A 16,215-nucleotide genomic window follows, 5' to 3' on the forward strand; every position below is an offset into this window, starting at 1 on the left:
AGAGCAAAAAGTGTCACCCATGTGACCGGTCAGATCTGTAACCCATGTGACCGGTTCATACACGGCGAGCCCCCCTGGCCCGTTCGCGTACACTGACGCCAGAGACTGACACGAAAGCCCAGGCGAACGGAACCATTCCACTAAACCCACGCGAATGGAACAATTCCCCTTCCCCTCTCAGTGGGCCACCTGCTCCACCAAATCAAGATACTTCAATATCCCCCGCGCCGCATGGCGCCCTTCCGCCATTGCCGTCACCACCAGATCCGCTCCCCGTACCGCATCGCCGCCGGCAAAAATCTTCGGATTGGTCGTCTGATAACGATACTCGCTCTCCACATTCGCCTGGATCCGGCCCCAGTCGTCGAGCTTCACCCCCTGCGCTTCCAGCCACGGCATCGCGTGGGGATGGAAACCAAACGCCATCACCACCGCATCGGCGCGCATCACAAATTCGCTACCGGGGATCGGCTGCGGACGGCGGCGGCCCTGGCTGTCAGGCTCGCCCAGCGCGGTACGCAAAAAGCGCACGCCGCATGCGTGGCCGGATTCATCCAGCACCACGTCCACAGGCTGCACGTTAAATTCAAATTGCGCCCCCTCCTCCCGCGCGTTTTTTACCTCTTTGCGCGAGCCAGGCATATTCTTCTCATCACGCCGGTAGGCGCAGGTCACTTTTGCCGCGCCGTGGCGCAGCGAGGTACGCACGCAATCCATGGCGGTATCGCCGCCGCCCAGCACCACCACCTCTTTGCCCGCCATATCGACATACGGCTGAGTGTCCAGCTCCGCCAGGCCCATCACCTGTTTGGTATTGGCGATCAGGAACGGCAGCGCGTCATATACGCCCGGCGCGTCTTCATTAGGTAAGTCGGCTTTCATCGAGCGATAGGTGCCAACGCCGATAAACACCGCGTCGTATTCGTCCACCAGCGTAGCGAGCGGAATGTCTTTGCCGATTTCGCAGTTCAACTGAAAAGTAATGCCCATCGCCGTGAAGATTTCCCGCCGCCGCTGCATCAGGGATTTATCCAGCTTGAACGACGGAATGCCAAAGGTCAGCAAGCCGCCGATTTCCGGGTGCAGGTCGTAAACCGTGGTCTGTACGCCGCTGCGCGCCAGTAAATCGGCGCAGGCCAGCCCCGCCGGGCCCGCGCCGATAATCGCCACGCGCCCTGCCGTTGGCTGGACGTAAGAGAGATCGGGACGCCAGCCGCGGGCGAAGGCGCGGTCGGAAATATAGCGCTCAATATTGCCAATGGTCACCGCGCCATGCTCATCGCGAACGGTACAGGCGCCTTCGCACAAACGGTCCTGCGGGCAAACACGCCCGGTGATCTCCGGCAGGCAGTTGGTCTGGTGAGACAGTTCCACCGCCTCGCTTTCCCGGCCCTGCTTCACCAGCTCAATCCATTGCGGGATGTGGTTATGCAACGGGCAGGTCCATTCGCAGATGCTGTGCTCGCCGCAGCTCAGGCAGCGTTCGGCCTGCGCCCCCGCCTGCGCGGCGCTGAACGGCAGGTAGATCTCATCGAAGCCGGTTTTACGCTGGTCAAGCGGTAGCTTGTCCGGCTCACCGCGCGGCGGAGTCGCTGCCATCTGGCGCACTTTATCACCCACGTCCGGCGCATTGCGTAACGCCAACCCGCCGTGGGACGACCGCGCTTCGCGGCAGGCGGTATCAACGCGGCGGCTACGCGCCAGGCTCTGGAGCGACTCGCCGCCCACCACGCGCAGCGCGTTCGACGGGCACTGCTCCACGCAAGCCGGTCCGCCGTCACGTTGCTGGCACAGGTCGCATTTATGGGCGTGCGTCGTGACGGTATCGTGCGGGCCGCAGGCGCTTTCCACCATTTGCATCACGCCGAATGGGCAGGCCAGCATGCAGGATTTGCAGCCGATGCACTTGCGCTCGTCAAGCTGGATGCTTTGCTGGGTTTTGGTGAGTGCGCCGTTCGGGCAGCTGCGCAGGCACGGCGCGGATTCACAATGGTGGCAGGTCACCGCGTTGCGGATATTCCCCTGTTTCAACACGGTAATACGTGGGCGAAAAGCTGACGCCGTCAGCACGTGCTGCTCGTTATTATGGGCCATCACGCACGCCACTTCGCATGCATGGCATCCAATGCAGCGCGACGCCTCTGCAAAGACAAACCGGTTCATCATACTCACCCCGCCGATACGCGTATTGTTTTAGGGGGTATTTCTTAACCAGTCTGTGACGGCGACGCAACGGGCGTTTGCACGAAAAGAGCCCAAATTGACCGGGAAGCTGAACCAGATCAATTTATTTTGCTGAAATTGAAACTCTGTTTTGCTGAAATTTTTGTTATCAGGTTGTCAGCAACGTTTTAGCGGCAGGTTATAGATCGAAAAATGCTGCTACCTGGCGCGAAAGTTTCCGGAAAGGCTGTTTCACGTCCCGTTAGATTCTGGTAGGTTGCGACCACCTTTGCAGTACAGGGAACAGTTCGGTGATAGTTCAACGCCCGGTATCCACAAGCCTTGCCCGTGCCTTTTTTTACATCATGCTGCTGTCGCTGCTTTCGACGGGCGTCGCCCTGTTGACGCTTGCCAGCAGCCTGCGCGATGCCGAAGCGGTGAATATCGCCGGTTCGCTGCGCATGCAAAGCTACCGGCTCGGTTATGAGTTACAGGCCCAGGATCCGCAGCTTGAGATCCACCGCCAGCAATATGATACGGCGCTTAACTCGCCGGTTCTGCTGTTGCTTAACCGCTGGTATGTCCCCGCGGAAGTGCGGGAGCGTTATGCGGCGCTGCACGAGAACTGGCAAGAGATGAACCACCGCATGCTGGCGCGGGATCTGGCGTGGTATCAGGATAATATTTCCGGCTACGTGCATCAGATAGACCTGTTTGTTTTGGCGCTGCAACACTATGCCGAGCGCAAAGTGATCCTGGTGGTGCTGACTTCGCTGTTCGGTTTTATGGCCATCTTTATCCTGGTGGTGTTTACCTTGCGGCGTATTCGCCAACAGGTGGTGGAGCCGCTAAACAGCCTGGTGCGCGCCAGCCGCAGCATTGAGCAACAGCAGTTTGATTACCCGGCGCTTAATACTGAACTGGATAACGAGCTGGGCCTGCTGGGCCGTTCGTTCACCCGCATGTCCGGCGAGCTGCAAAAGCTGTATCGCTCGCTGGAAGAAAACGTGCGGGAAAAAACCCTCAGCCTACAGGAAGCCAACCGTATGCTGGGCGTGCTGTATAACTGCTCCCAGGCGCTGAATGTCAGTACCATCGACCAGCACTGTTTCCGGCGGATTTTGCAAATTGTTCGCCAGCACGAAGCGATTGGCGCGATTGAGATGGAAGTGGGCAGCCACTGGCGGCTCAGCGAAGGGGCCAGCGAGCCGATGGCGCCGTGGCATACGCTGCCGCTGGCAATGCAGGAAACGATTTTCGGGCAGCTACGCTGGCAATCTCAAGGGAAAAACCCGTCGCCGCAGCTGATGGAAAGTGTCGCCAATATGCTGGGGCGCGGGCTGTACTTCAACCAGGCGCAAAAGCATTATCAACAGTTATTATTGATGGAAGAACGTGCGACTATTGCCCGTGAACTGCACGATTCGCTGGCCCAGGTGCTGTCGTTTTTACGCATCCAGTTGACGCTGCTCAAGCGCGCGGTGCCGCAGGATAATGACAAAGCGCAGCAGATTATCAGCGATTTCGACCGGGCGCTGAACGACGCTTACCGTCAACTGCGTGAGCTGTTGACCACGTTCCGCTTAACGCTGCAACAGGCGGATTTACCGTCGGCGTTGCAGGAGATGATTGAGCCGCTGCGCGGGCAAACCGCCGCCGCGATCCATCTGGATTGCAAAATGTCGCCACTGGCGCTGGATGCCCAGCAGCAGGTACATTTGCTGCAAATCGTCCGTGAGGCGGTACTAAACGCCATTAAACACGCCAACGCCAGCGAGATTTCCGTGAGCTGTTTGACGTCGCCGGACGGCAGCCACGCGGTGTATATCCGTGATAATGGCGCCGGGATCGCCAGCCTTGATGAACCCGCCGGTCATTATGGGCTAAATATCATGCATGAACGTGCCGAAAGATTAGGTGGGGTGCTAACCATTTCGCGTCCGGTCAATGGCGGAACCATGATTGGCATCAGCTTTACCACACCCCAGGCAATGTCTGACGTGGCAAACGTCTCATTACAATAATCACACCGTATTACAGGGAGACCAGGATGACGGAAAAACAACAGCATCAGGTATTGATTGTCGACGATCATCCGCTGATGCGCCGCGGTATTCGCCAGTTGCTGGAAATCGACGACAGCTTCAACGTGGTGGGTGAAGCCAGCAGTGGGACGGAAGCTATCAGTCTTGCTAATCGCCTTTCGCCCGATGTCATCCTGCTGGATCTCAATATGAAAGGGCTGAGCGGCCTCGATACGCTGCATGCCCTGCGCCGCGACGGCGTCAGCGCGCGGATTATCGTGCTGACCGTGTCGGATGCGCGCAACGATGTGTATGCCCTGATTGACGCGGGCGCGGACGGTTATCTGCTCAAGGACAGCGATCCGGAAGCGCTGCTGGCGGCGATCCGCCACGGCGCGCTGCATGGCGACGCGTTTAGCGAGCAGGTGCGCGAATACTTAAATAATCGTAAAGATAGCGTAAAAAGCGACGATCCTTTTACCACGCTGACTGAGCGGGAACTGGATGTGTTGCAGGAAGTGGCGCGTGGCCAGTCGAATAAGCAAATCGCGATGGTGCTGCATATTTCTGAAGAGACCGTAAAAGTGCATATTCGCAATCTGTTACGTAAGCTGAATGTGCGTTCCCGGGTGGCGGCGACGGTGCTGTTTCTGGAAACTCGCGGATTATAATTACCTTCGCAGGCTGGGTCTTCAGCCTGCAAAAACTGAATACTAATTTACACTATCTCCTCATTTTCTCCACGTTTGACCTGGGGTAAGCGGATACAGTTAAGCGGGCCCTAATAATAACGCTGCGAAGCAATAAGAGGTTTTGACACACATGGCGAATTTTTTTATCGATCGCCCCATTTTTGCCTGGGTGCTGGCCATTATTTTGTGTCTTACTGGCACGTTAGCCATTTTTTCATTACCTGTTGAGCAATATCCCGATCTGGCGCCGCCGAATGTGCGGATCACCGCCAACTATCCCGGCGCGTCGGCGCAAACCCTGGAAAATACCGTTACCCAGGTTATCGAGCAGAACATGACCGGCCTCGATAACCTGATGTACATGTCGTCGCAAAGCAGCGGGACCGGCCAGGCATCAATTACGTTAAGTTTCGCCGCCGGGACCGACCCGGACGAAGCCGTGCAGCAGGTACAAAATCAGCTACAGTCGGCGATGCGTAAACTCCCCCAGGCGGTGCAAAACCAGGGGGTGACGGTGCGTAAAACCGGCGACACCAATATTCTGACCATCGCGTTTGTCTCCACCGACGGCAGTATGGATAAACAGGATATCGCCGACTACGTTGCCAGTAATATCCAGGATCCATTAAGCCGTGTGGACGGCGTGGGCGATATTGACGCCTACGGCTCGCCCTACTCGATGCGCATCTGGCTGGAGCCCGGCAAGCTTATCAGCTATCAGCTCACAACTCAGGACGTGGTGGACGCGATTGAATCCCAGAACAGCCAGATTGCCGTGGGTCAGTTGGGCGGTACGCCGTCAGTGGATAACCAGGCGCTGAACGCCACCATCAATGCCCAGTCGCTGTTAGAGACCCCGGAACAGTTCCGCGATATTACCCTGCGGGTCAATCAGGACGGTTCGGAAGTGAAACTCGGCGATGTTGCCGTGGTCGAGATGGGCGCGGAAAAGTACGACTATCTGAGCCGGTTTAACGGTAATGCGGCATCCGGACTGGGGATTAAACTCGCGTCCGGCGCCAACGAGATGGCGACGGCGGAACTGGCGCTAAAAAAACTTGATGAACTGGCCCAGTACTTCCCCCACGGGCTGGAATACAAAGTCGCCTATGAGACCACGTCGTTTGTTAAGGCCTCGATTGTCGATGTGGTGAAAACGCTGCTGGAAGCCATCGCGCTGGTATTCCTGGTGATGTACCTGTTCCTGCAGAACTTCCGCGCCACACTGATCCCGACTATCGCCGTTCCGGTGGTATTGATGGGCACCTTCGCCGTGCTGTACGCCTTCGGCTACAGCATCAATACCCTGACGATGTTCGCTATGGTGCTGGCCATCGGCCTGCTGGTGGACGACGCCATTGTGGTGGTGGAAAACGTCGAGCGCATTATGAGCGAAGAGGGTTTATCGCCACGGGAAGCGACGCGCAAATCGATGGGGCAGATCCAGGGCGCGCTGGTGGGCATCGCCATGGTGCTTTCCGCAGTGTTTATCCCGATGGCCTTTTTCGGCGGCACCACCGGCGCGATTTACCGGCAGTTCTCTATCACTATCGTTTCCGCCATGGTGCTGTCGGTGCTGGTGGCGATGATCCTCACCCCTGCCCTGTGCGCCACCATGTTGAAGCCGCTGCATAAAGGCGAGCACCACGGCCAGCGCGGATTTTTCGGCTGGTTCAACCGGATGTTCAGCCGCAACGCGGCGCGCTATGAGCGCGGCGTGGGCAAGATTTTGCACCGCAGCGTGCGCTGGATGCTGATTTACGCGCTGCTGCTCGGCGGCATGGTGATCATCTTTTTACGGTTGCCCACCTCATTTTTGCCGCTGGAAGACCGCGGGATGTTTATCACCTCGGTACAGTTGCCCAGCGGCGCCACCCAGCAGCAGACGCTGAAAGTGGTTCAGCAGGTGGAGCACTATTTCTTCACCAAAGAGAAAGACAACGTTATGTCGGTCTTCGCCACCGTGGGCTCCGGGCCGGGCGGCAACGGGCAAAACGTGGCGCGGATGTTTGTCCGCCTGAAAGACTGGGACGACCGCGACGTAAAAACCGGCAGTTCGTTCGCCATTATCGAACGCGCCACCAAAGCGTTTCAGGGCATCAAAGAAGCGCGGGTGTTCGCCAGCAGCCCGCCTGCGATTAGCGGCATGGGTAGTTCAGCAGGCTTTGATATGGAACTTCAGGATCACGGCGGAGCCGGTCACGACGCGCTAATGAAAGCGCGCGACCAGTTGCTGGCGCTGGCCGGAGACAATCAACAGCTGACCCGGGTGCGCCATAATGGCCTGGACGACAGCCCGCAGTTGCAGATTGATATCGATCAGCGTAAAGCGCAGGCGTTGGGCGTCTCCATTGACGACATCAATAACACGTTGCAAACCGCCTGGGGCTCCAGCTATGTGAACGATTTTATGGATCGCGGGCGTGTGAAAAAGGTTTACGTTCAGGCCGCCGCGAAATATCGCATGCTGCCGGATGACATCAATCAGTGGTACGTGCGCAATAAAGAGGGCGGGATGGTGCCCTTCTCCACTTTCGCCACCTCGCGCTGGGAAACCGGTTCGCCGCGCCTTGAACGGTACAACGGCTATTCGGCGGTAGAGATCGTCGGTGAAGCCGCGCCTGGCGTCAGTACCGGGACCGCGATGGATATCATGGAGCAGTTGGTGAAAGAGTTGCCGGTTGGATTTGGCGTAGAGTGGACGGCGATGTCCTATCAGGAACGGCTTTCCGGCGCGCAGGCCCCGGCGCTGTATGCCATCTCCCTGCTGGTGGTCTTCCTGTGCCTGGCGGCGCTGTATGAGAGCTGGTCGGTGCCGTTCTCGGTGATGCTGGTGGTGCCACTGGGCGTGATTGGCGCGCTGCTGGCGACCTGGCTGCGCGGGCTGGAAAATGACGTCTATTTCCAGGTGGGGTTACTGACGGTAATCGGGCTATCGGCCAAGAACGCGATACTGATTGTTGAATTCGCCAACGATATGAATGCGCGCGGCAAGGATCTGATCGCCGCCACACTGGAAGCCTGCCATCAGCGTCTGCGCCCGATCCTGATGACGTCGCTGGCGTTTATTTTCGGCGTCCTCCCCATGGCGACCAGTAGCGGCGCGGGTTCCAGCAGCCAGCACGCCGTTGGTACCGGGGTAATGGGTGGCATGATTTCCGCTACCGTACTGGCAATCTTCTTTGTGCCGCTGTTTTTCGTACTGGTAAGACAGCGTTTCCCGTTGAAGGAACGCCCGGAAAAGTAACAGATTTGACGCAAAAAAAAAGCGGCCTGTGAAGGTCGCTTTTTTAGTGGGTTTACCCACGATTTATTATTCTAAGAACGTCGTGTTCTTGATTTCATACTGGATGGTTACTTACGCAGCATCCCATCAATAAAATCTTTCCAGTTCCCTAGTTCACGATCAATCATAACTACCTCTCTTATTATATTTTCATTATATGAAAATATATCTTCTTCGTGAAGATATTTTAGCCAACTGCTTTACACGTCTTATTTGGTATTCAGCGTTGTTGAAAAGTACTATGCCGCGTTTCGAATACATAAGTCGTGACAGACCGCAATATTTTGAAATTTGCTTTAAAATAAGAACTTACCCATGAATTACGTTACAAAACGGTGTAATAGCGGCGCTGATGATAACAGACAACGATCTTTTCCATCACACTTTTCACTGAACTGAATAATCTGTAATCATTGCGACGATTATCATTGCTTCTGTTAATATTGATCACCCGATGTATACACTACGACTATTATTCAGAGTTTATTCATCCTTTGTGATAAGCTGAATATCACCTGCATAATTATCGCGGAACTTTTATATTACTTAGCGCGCAACATGATTATTTAATTATTCTAAAAATTTGATTTAATAAACTCCATTACTACAAAAGGACTCAATATGGTCATTCTGCACGGCATCAAAAATTGCGACACCATCAAAAAAGCCCGCCGCTGGTTAGAAAGCCACCAGATCGATTATCAGTTCCATGACTATCGCGTTGAGGGTATTAATGCAGAAATGATGCATAAATTTGCCGATGAACTGGGCTGGCAAGCCCTGCTGAATACCCGCGGCACCACCTGGCGCAAGCTGGATGAAGCCCAACGTAACGCCGTAAACGACGCCCCGAGCGCGATTGCGCTGATGATTGAAATGCCGGCAATTATCAAACGCCCATTGCTCTGCGCGCCCGGTAAGCCTATGCTGCTGGGTTTCAATGAAACCCAGTATCAGCAGTATTTCAACGAGGTGTAGTGTTATGTCCTGCCCGGTTATTGAGCTGACACAGCAGCTTATTCGTCGCCCTTCTCTGAGCCCCGATGACGCGGGCTGCCAGGCATTGCTTATCGAACGATTACGCGCCATTGGTTTCACCGTCGAATCGATGGATTTTGGCGATACCCAAAACTTCTGGGCATGGCGCGGTCAGGGTGAAACGCTGGCCTTTGCCGGGCACACTGACGTGGTACCCGCAGGCGATGCCGACCGCTGGATCAATCCGCCGTTTGAGCCCACCATTCGCGACGGCATGCTGTTTGGCCGCGGCGCGGCGGATATGAAAGGTTCTCTTGCGGCGATGGTTGTCGCCGCGGAGCGCTTCGTCGCCCAGCATCCACACCATAAAGGACGCCTCGCGTTTCTGATCACTTCCGATGAAGAGGCCAGCGCCAAAAACGGCACCGTTAAGGTGGTGGAAGAACTGATGGCGCGCAACGAACGGCTGGATTATTGCCTGGTGGGCGAACCGTCCAGCACCGAGGTCGTAGGCGACGTGGTAAAAAATGGCCGTCGCGGTTCATTAACCTGTAACCTGACCATTCACGGCGTGCAGGGTCATGTGGCCTACCCGCACCTGGCGGATAACCCGGTGCACCGCGCTGCGCCGATGCTGGCGGAGCTGGTCGGTATTGAGTGGGACCGCGGCAACGCCTTCTTCCCGCCGACCAGCATGCAGGTTGCCAATATCAAAGCCGGCACCGGCAGCAATAACGTGATCCCCGGCGATCTGTTCGTGCAGTTTAATTTCCGCTTCAGCACCGAGCTGACGGACGAGCTGATTAAACAGCGCGTAATCGAGATCCTCGATCGCCATCAGCTGCGTTACAGCGTGGACTGGTGGCTATCCGGCCAGCCGTTCCTGACCTCACGCGGCAAACTGGTGGATGCGGTGGTGAATGCGGTTGCGCACTATAATGAAATCAAACCCCAACTGTTGACCACAGGCGGCACCTCGGACGGGCGGTTTATCGCGCGGATGGGCGCGCAGGTTGTGGAGCTTGGGCCGGTTAACGCCACCATTCATAAAATCAATGAGTGCGTGAACGCCGCCGACCTGCAACTGCTGGCCCGCATGTATCAACGCATTATGGAGCAACTCGTCGCCTGACGAGTCGTTCCGGGAGGAACTACATGGATTTGCTGGCGAAATACTGGTGGGTGCTGGTACTGGTTTTTCTGGTTGGCGTGTTGCTGAACGTCATCAAAGACCTTAAGCGTATCGATCATAAGAAGTTTTTGAACAACCGTCCGGAATTGCCCCCACATCGTGATTTTAACGATAAATGGGATGATGAAGACGACTGGCCGAAGAAAAAGCCATAACCGGCCTCACTTCTTGAAAAACCCTCTTGCGAGGGTTTTTTTATATCATCTCAATAATATCGTCATCATTGGGCTTACCGCCGCTGAGCGCCTCGTCGAAGTAGCGCTTCGGCACGGTATAGCGCAGATGATCCAGCGCCACCTGCATGCTGCGGCCATCGATGGCATGGCCTAAATCCTCAATCACATCCAGCGTCACGTCGCCGCCCGCCTGGGTCAGCGCCTCTTCAGCTTTCACAGCGTGAGACAGTTCAATCACCCGATCTTCATCACCGTGGATCAGATGCACCGTGGTGGCGGTGGTGACGTGCTCAGGAAGCCGGGCAAAACGGCCATTAAAAGCGATAACCCGTGAAACCAGGCCCGGTTGCGCCTTGATACTTTCCAGCGCCATAATCGCCCCCTGCGAGAAGCCGATCAGCGCCGTCGCGCCCGCATCGACCCCGCTCTGCTGCTGCCAGTAGCGCACGGTTTCGATAAACAGCGGCATGATGTCATCAATGCGCTGCTGGCGGTTATCTTCTGTCACGCCCGCCACGGAAAACCACTGACGCCCCGGCGCTGGCCCGCTCGGGGCAGGCCCGCCGATGCTGACCACCAGCGCCTCGGGAAACAGCGGCGCGAAGTGACGGCCAATTTCCCCCATAGAGACCGGATTATCGCCCACGCCATGAAATAACAGCAGCAACTGTTTGGCGGGTGCGGCTGGGCTTTGAACAACAACGTGGTCATGATTCATGGCTTTCTCCTGGTTAGTGAATACAGTCTACGCTTCGGAAAAACGATGACCATGCCATTTCACTGAACAAGTCAGTGGAAAAATTGCAATTGCAAAACCTGATTCTTTAACGCGTCGTGTCGGGCAGGGTCGAGCTGATATAACGCCTGCGACGCCTCCTGGCGGCAGCGCGCCAGCAACGCCTTACGCCCGCTCAGACGCAGCGTCTGGCATAGCGATGAAACAGACTGGCGCACGTCAAGGCGTCCTCGTAGCGCAGGAAGGGGCTGCGGGCTGGCGATAACCAGTCGGTTAACGCTCCCCAGACAGGTTTCCAGCGGACGATGGGCAAACGCGAATCCGGCAAGCTCAAGCCAGTCATCATCATTAAGCGTAGTCGCCATCACGCCCTGCACAGGCAATTTTTCCTCAATCCAGGATTGCAGGAAGCACGCATCCCGTTCAAAGCGCGCCCGCTCATCACTGACCAGCGCTTCGCCTGCTGGCGTGAGGGGCAGTAGCGCGATGGCGTTGTAACAGCCGCTACTGGCTTCCCGGTAACTGCCGATGCGCGCCAGGGTAAAACCGCATCGCTGCCAGAAACGCCACAGGGTTTCGGTATAGCCAAAGCTTACCGAGAGATAATCAACGCTCTGTGCGTGATGGTCATGCGCCCAACGAATTAACGCCTGCCCCAACCCTTCGCGCTGCCGGGCGGGATGCACGGCGATTCGGCTAACCCGTAGCCCTTTTAACGTGGCCGCAAACGGGTTGCCGCCGTGCGCCGCCAGGGATTGCGCCACCAGGTTACCGCGCGGTCGGCGATAACCCGCCCACACCGCCTGGCTCAGCGCCGGGCTAAGCCCGCCCTCTTCCAGCAGCCACAGCGCCGCCGCCGTTCTGCCATCTGCCGTTCCGGCGATAATCTGCTGGCCCGGCGCATCCATCATCCGGCGTAAATCAAGGGGCGATGTGCGGTAATGCGCGCCGCATAACAACTGGTATGCCGAGGCCATCCGCGCGGGATCGCTTTCCCACTGCGCTTGCCCGAGGGCGTTAAACTGAACGTCTCCCCGCGGCGCGTGGGCAAAATCCTCATCCTTAAACAGCAGCAGCGTATCCAGCACCCGTTCAAGGGGATCGTTATCCGCCCAGCGGACTGGATGCGACAGCGCAAACTGGCGGATACCCGGCACGCCCGCGCAAAATTTAAGCATAAAACCGCGCCCGGTGCCTTCGTAGCCCTGAATCGTCGTCACTAACAAAACACGCGCAAAGGCGGCAATCAGCGTGCTTAACAGCGGGCCTGGAATGGCGGCGGCTTCATCAATCACCAGCCAGTCGGCCTGCGGAGCCGGCGCGGTGTGGATCATTTCATGCAGCGCATCAGGCGCTAAGAAGTGAAATTTATCGGCGGCGTACTCCGCCAGCACATCCGTGGCGGCGCGGGATGGCGCGGTGACAATGCAATGGCCCGTGCAAGCCGCGATCAGCATTCCAGCCAGCGCCGATTTCCCGCGTCCGCGCGGCGCGGTCACCACGGCTACGCCGCGCGGCATATTTTGCAAGGCATGGAGGATATCCGCCTGCTGGCGCAGCGGCGCGCCGTTCGCCGGATGCCAGTCAGGGCGCGGCAATGACGGCGTAAAGTCAACGGGCTGATGCTGATGCCAGCACACCACCTCGCCATCTTGTGAGAACACGCGTTGCAGGCGGGAGATAAAGTGCGGAGTGGCGATAGTGGAAGGGCTATCTGCCCAGCGGCGGGAATCGGCATCCGGCTGCTGCGGCCAGTGTTCCCATGATGGGGTCAGCAGCACCAGCCAGCTTCCTGCTTTGAGTGTCCCGGCAACGACAGCGAGGGCTTCAACATCCAGCCCCTGCCTGGCATCAAAAACGGTATGGTCGAATTCGCGTCCTAACAGTGTGCGAACGCTTGAGACCGGAGAATGCAGCGCGAACAGGGGGTTTTCCCCCACCCATAACCAGCGGGCCGGTAACGCCCCGGCAAGCAGCGTTACGGTAGCGTTACTCCATTCACTCTCACCCGCCAGCACCAGTAAACGACGAATACCCGCTCGCGCCATTGCGGCGGTGAGAGCGATCACAGGCTCCATATCCGCTTCCTTGCTCAATGCGCCAGTTACAGCTTATTGCCGAAGGTGTTGCATTGCGCCGGATCGCCACTGTCGAAGCCGCGCTTAAACCAGGTGTAACGCTGTTCGGATGTGCCGTGGGTAAAGCTGTCCGGGATCACGCGACCCTGGCTTTGCTGTTGCAGGCGGTCGTCGCCAATGGCTTCCGCCGCGTTCAGCGCTTCCTGCAAATCCCCTGCTTCCAGAACGCCCTGCTGCTGCATGTTGTGGCCCCAGACGCCGGCGAAGCAGTCCGCCTGCAGTTCCATCCGCACAGAGAGACGGTTCACTTCCGCTTCAGACGCGTTACGCTGCATTTCACGCACTTTCGGTTCAATGCCCATCAGCTTCTGCACATGATGCCCGACTTCGTGGGCAATCACGTAACCCTGGGCGAAATCGCCTTCCGCACCCAGCTTGCTGTTCATGTCATCATAGAAAGAGAGATCGATATATACGGTGCTGTCTGCCGGGCAATAAAACGGCCCCATCACCGATTGCCCGGTGCCACAACCGGTACGGGTCGCGCCACGATACATCACCAGCTTGGGTTGCTGATAGGTCCGGCCCTGACGCTCAAAGATTTGGCCCCAGGTATCTTCGGTGGTGGCCAGAATGACAGAAGTGAATTTCGCCGCTTCATCCTCATTGGGGCTGATAGAACGGCTGGTTTGTTGAGAGACCGGCTGCCCGCCGGTTAACAGCGAGGTGAGATCCACGCCATAGAAGCTGGCGATCACGACGATCACCAGCAATACGACGCCGCCTTTACCGCCGGGTAAACGGAAACCGCCGCCGCCCATCATCGGGCCACGGGAGTCGCTACGTCTGTCTTCGATATTGTCGCTGCCGCGACGCCCTTGCCAACGCATGAACCACCTCGAACTTTTATAATAATATTGATTGATCGTAGGCGGTTAACGGACGGATTTCCATAGGAAAAGAGAGCCTGATCGACAAGGGCACGTTAATACGTGCCCCTTATGCGCTAAGCAATTGCGCGATCAGTCTAATTTTACGCCCAGACGACGCGCGACTTCTTCATAGGCTTCAATCAGTCCACCCAGGCTCTGGCGGAAACGGTCTTTGTCCATTTTGTCCATGGTGTTCTTATCCCACAGGCGGCTGCCGTCCGGAGAGAACTCATCGCCCAGCACCACTTCGCCCTTGAACAGCCCGAATTCCAGTTTGAAATCCACCAGGATCAGACCTGCGTCATCAAACAGTTTCTTCAGCACGTCGTTGGCTTTGTAGGTCAACTCTTTCATGCGCGCCAGATTTTCTTTATTCACCCAGCCGAAAGTTTCGCAGTAGGATTCGTTGACCATCGGATCGTGCATGGCGTCGTTTTTCAGGAACATATCGAACAGCGGCGGATTCAGTTCGATCCCCTCTTCAATGCCCAGGCGCTTCACCAGTGAGCCTGCCGCGCGGTTACGCACCACGCATTCTACCGGCACCATCTCCAGCTTCTTCACCAGGCATTCGGTATCGGAGAGCAGCGCTTCCATCTGAGTCGGGATGCCCGCTTCTTCCAGTTTGGTCATAATGAAATGGTTGAACTTGTTGTTCACCATGCCCTTACGATCGAACTGTTCGATGCGCGCGCCGTCCCCTGCTGACGTATCGTTACGGAATTCGAGCACCAACAGATCGGGGTTTTCCGTGCTGTAAACGGTTTTCGCTTTGCCGCGATACAACTCAGCTTGCTTTTGCATCTTTATTACTCCAGGTGTGATGATTCATGTTTTACGCAAAAAATTGACTATTTGTGGCGACGCACACGATTGCGTAGCCTGAATAAAAAAAGGCCGGAGTGCTCCGGCCCTGATATTACTTGCTGAATGCGGCCTGGAATACGGCCACCAACGCATCGTTTTGCGACTGAGTCAGCGTGTGTCCTTTCGGATCGATAAACTGCAGGCTGCTGCGGTTATCCAGGTCGCCGACCTGAAGTTTATAATCGCCGCTGCTCAGGCCCGGATCGCTTGCGCCCAGTTCCCGCCAGTCGCTGTCGGACAACGGTTTATAAGTTAAGGCGACGCTACCGGTTGAACGGGTCGAATCCGTTACCTTCATGCCCACTTTTTCGAGGGTGGCCGGCAGGCGGGTCCACACCACGTTAAACGGCGCACGCACCACCAGCATCGGTAAACCGGTGTCGTCGGCGGAGCTTTGTACGTCGATCTGGCTGGCGTTACGGTTGTCCGCTGCGTTCTGTTTAGCGGTTTGGGTTTTGTCCAGCGACGCGGCGATGCTGTTGAGCATTTGCGCGCTATAGCGCTGGAGCGACGCCGAGTCGGCGACAGGCTTGCCGTCCTGCTCCAGATTCACCAGTTTTACCACCAGCGCCTGCTGATAGCCCTGCGGCTGAACAGTGATTTGATAACGGCCGCGGTACTGCTGATCTTCATCCGCGCGGTTCCACTGCACCCAGTCGGTGCTGAGGGTCTGGGCGGCATCGTCGCGTTTGGTAATCGGATAGTTCTGAGACTGGACGGCGCTTACTACCTGCGGCCAGAGCGAACCGCTGCGGCCACTTTCCAGCAGCAGCGTGGCGGTATCCCCGGTGAACTGCGTGCGTGCGCCGGTCACCAGCGCCAGCGGCTGTGCTGGCGGACGAATATCCAGTTCTTTACCGACCTGACCGCTGCCGTTGGTCACAGGAATGTTATAGTCGCCGTTTTCTACCGGCAGAATTAACCCCGCCGGGGCATGAAGTTCCGCCAGCGGCGCGGCATCCAGATAAGACTCGTCTCCGCTCACCTGGCGCTTATAGCGCGAATCGGAACTACAGGCGGCGAGCAGCATCACCAGTGATACGGTTGCTACTTTCGCCACACGCGACTTCTGTACTGAGTAAGCCATCAAA

At 57.0% G+C, this 16,215-nt stretch carries 13 protein-coding genes; 6 read left to right on the forward strand and 7 right to left on the reverse strand.

Going from position 1 to position 16,215, the window contains the following annotated elements; all coding sequences use genetic code 11:
- Positions 1–177: 177 nt before the first annotated feature.
- A complete protein-coding gene (aegA, locus tag FHW74_RS15585; protein ID WP_183171477.1) occupies positions 178–2,163 on the reverse strand; it encodes a formate-dependent uric acid utilization protein AegA in 1,986 nt (661 codons plus the stop codon).
- 311 nt (positions 2,164–2,474) lie between these two features.
- On the opposite strand from aegA, the gene narQ reads away from it, so the two are divergent.
- The 3 genes from narQ (at position 2,475) to acrD (ending at position 8,126) form a co-directional block, all read left to right on the forward strand.
- Positions 2,475–4,187, forward strand: a complete 1,713-nt coding sequence (narQ, locus tag FHW74_RS15590) for a nitrate/nitrite two-component system sensor histidine kinase NarQ (RefSeq protein ID WP_183171305.1) — start codon at positions 2,475–2,477, stop codon at positions 4,185–4,187.
- Between the two features lie 26 nt (positions 4,188–4,213).
- Positions 4,214–4,858, forward strand: a complete 645-nt coding sequence (gene narP / locus FHW74_RS15595) for a nitrate/nitrite response regulator protein NarP (RefSeq protein ID WP_183171306.1) — start codon at positions 4,214–4,216, stop codon at positions 4,856–4,858.
- Positions 4,859–5,009: 151 nt separating this feature from the next.
- The gene (gene acrD / locus FHW74_RS15600) at positions 5,010–8,126 is read left to right on the forward strand and encodes a multidrug efflux RND transporter permease AcrD (protein ID WP_183171307.1); all 3,117 of its coding nucleotides are present in this window, start codon (positions 5,010–5,012) and stop codon (positions 8,124–8,126) included.
- 107 nt (positions 8,127–8,233) lie between these two features.
- Here acrD and ypfM read toward each other — a convergent pair whose 3' ends face one another.
- Positions 8,234–8,293 carry a protein YpfM gene (gene ypfM / locus FHW74_RS15605; protein WP_121497584.1) on the reverse strand — a complete coding sequence of 20 codons (60 nt, stop codon included), beginning with the start codon at positions 8,291–8,293 and terminating at the stop codon, positions 8,234–8,236.
- Between the two features lie 493 nt (positions 8,294–8,786).
- Here ypfM and FHW74_RS15610 point away from each other — a divergent pair, with 493 nt between their 5' ends.
- The 3 genes from FHW74_RS15610 to FHW74_RS15620 are packed head-to-tail and all read left to right on the forward strand — an operon-like array spanning position 8,787 to position 10,490.
- Positions 8,787–9,143 carry an ArsC family reductase gene (locus tag FHW74_RS15610; protein ID WP_183171308.1) on the forward strand — a complete coding sequence of 119 codons (357 nt, stop codon included), beginning with the start codon at positions 8,787–8,789 and terminating at the stop codon, positions 9,141–9,143.
- A gap of 4 nt (positions 9,144–9,147) precedes the next feature.
- On the forward strand, positions 9,148–10,275 hold the full coding sequence (gene dapE / locus FHW74_RS15615) for a succinyl-diaminopimelate desuccinylase (protein ID WP_183171309.1): 1,128 nt from the start codon (positions 9,148–9,150) through the stop codon (positions 10,273–10,275).
- Positions 10,276–10,298: 23 nt separating this feature from the next.
- Positions 10,299–10,490 (forward strand): YpfN family protein, encoded by a 192-nt coding sequence (locus FHW74_RS15620; protein ID WP_125294150.1) that lies wholly within the window; start codon positions 10,299–10,301, stop codon positions 10,488–10,490.
- 40 nt (positions 10,491–10,530) lie between these two features.
- Here FHW74_RS15620 and ypfH read toward each other — a convergent pair whose 3' ends face one another.
- From ypfH to bamC, 5 genes are all read right to left on the reverse strand, one after another.
- Positions 10,531–11,229 (reverse strand): esterase, encoded by a 699-nt coding sequence (ypfH, locus tag FHW74_RS15625; protein WP_183171310.1) that lies wholly within the window; start codon positions 11,227–11,229, stop codon positions 10,531–10,533.
- Between the two features lie 71 nt (positions 11,230–11,300).
- A complete protein-coding gene (locus FHW74_RS15630; RefSeq protein ID WP_183171311.1) occupies positions 11,301–13,325 on the reverse strand; it encodes a tRNA(Met) cytidine acetyltransferase TmcA in 2,025 nt (674 codons plus the stop codon).
- Positions 13,326–13,351: 26 nt separating this feature from the next.
- Positions 13,352–14,215, reverse strand: a complete 864-nt coding sequence (locus FHW74_RS15635; RefSeq protein WP_183171312.1) for a neutral zinc metallopeptidase — start codon at positions 14,213–14,215, stop codon at positions 13,352–13,354.
- Between the two features lie 132 nt (positions 14,216–14,347).
- Positions 14,348–15,061: a phosphoribosylaminoimidazolesuccinocarboxamide synthase gene (gene purC / locus FHW74_RS15640; protein ID WP_125294146.1), complete on the reverse strand. Its 714-nt coding sequence runs from the start codon at positions 15,059–15,061 to the stop codon at positions 14,348–14,350.
- A 115-nt stretch (positions 15,062–15,176) separates the two neighbouring features.
- Complete coding sequence (gene bamC, locus FHW74_RS15645) at positions 15,177–16,211, reverse strand: outer membrane protein assembly factor BamC (protein WP_183171313.1); 1,035 nt, start codon at positions 16,209–16,211, stop codon at positions 15,177–15,179.
- Between the last annotated feature and the right edge of the window lie 4 nt (positions 16,212–16,215).

It is taken from the genome of Atlantibacter sp. RC6 (assembly GCF_014193285.1).
In the GTDB taxonomy this organism is placed as follows: Bacteria; Pseudomonadota; Gammaproteobacteria; order Enterobacterales; family Enterobacteriaceae; genus Atlantibacter.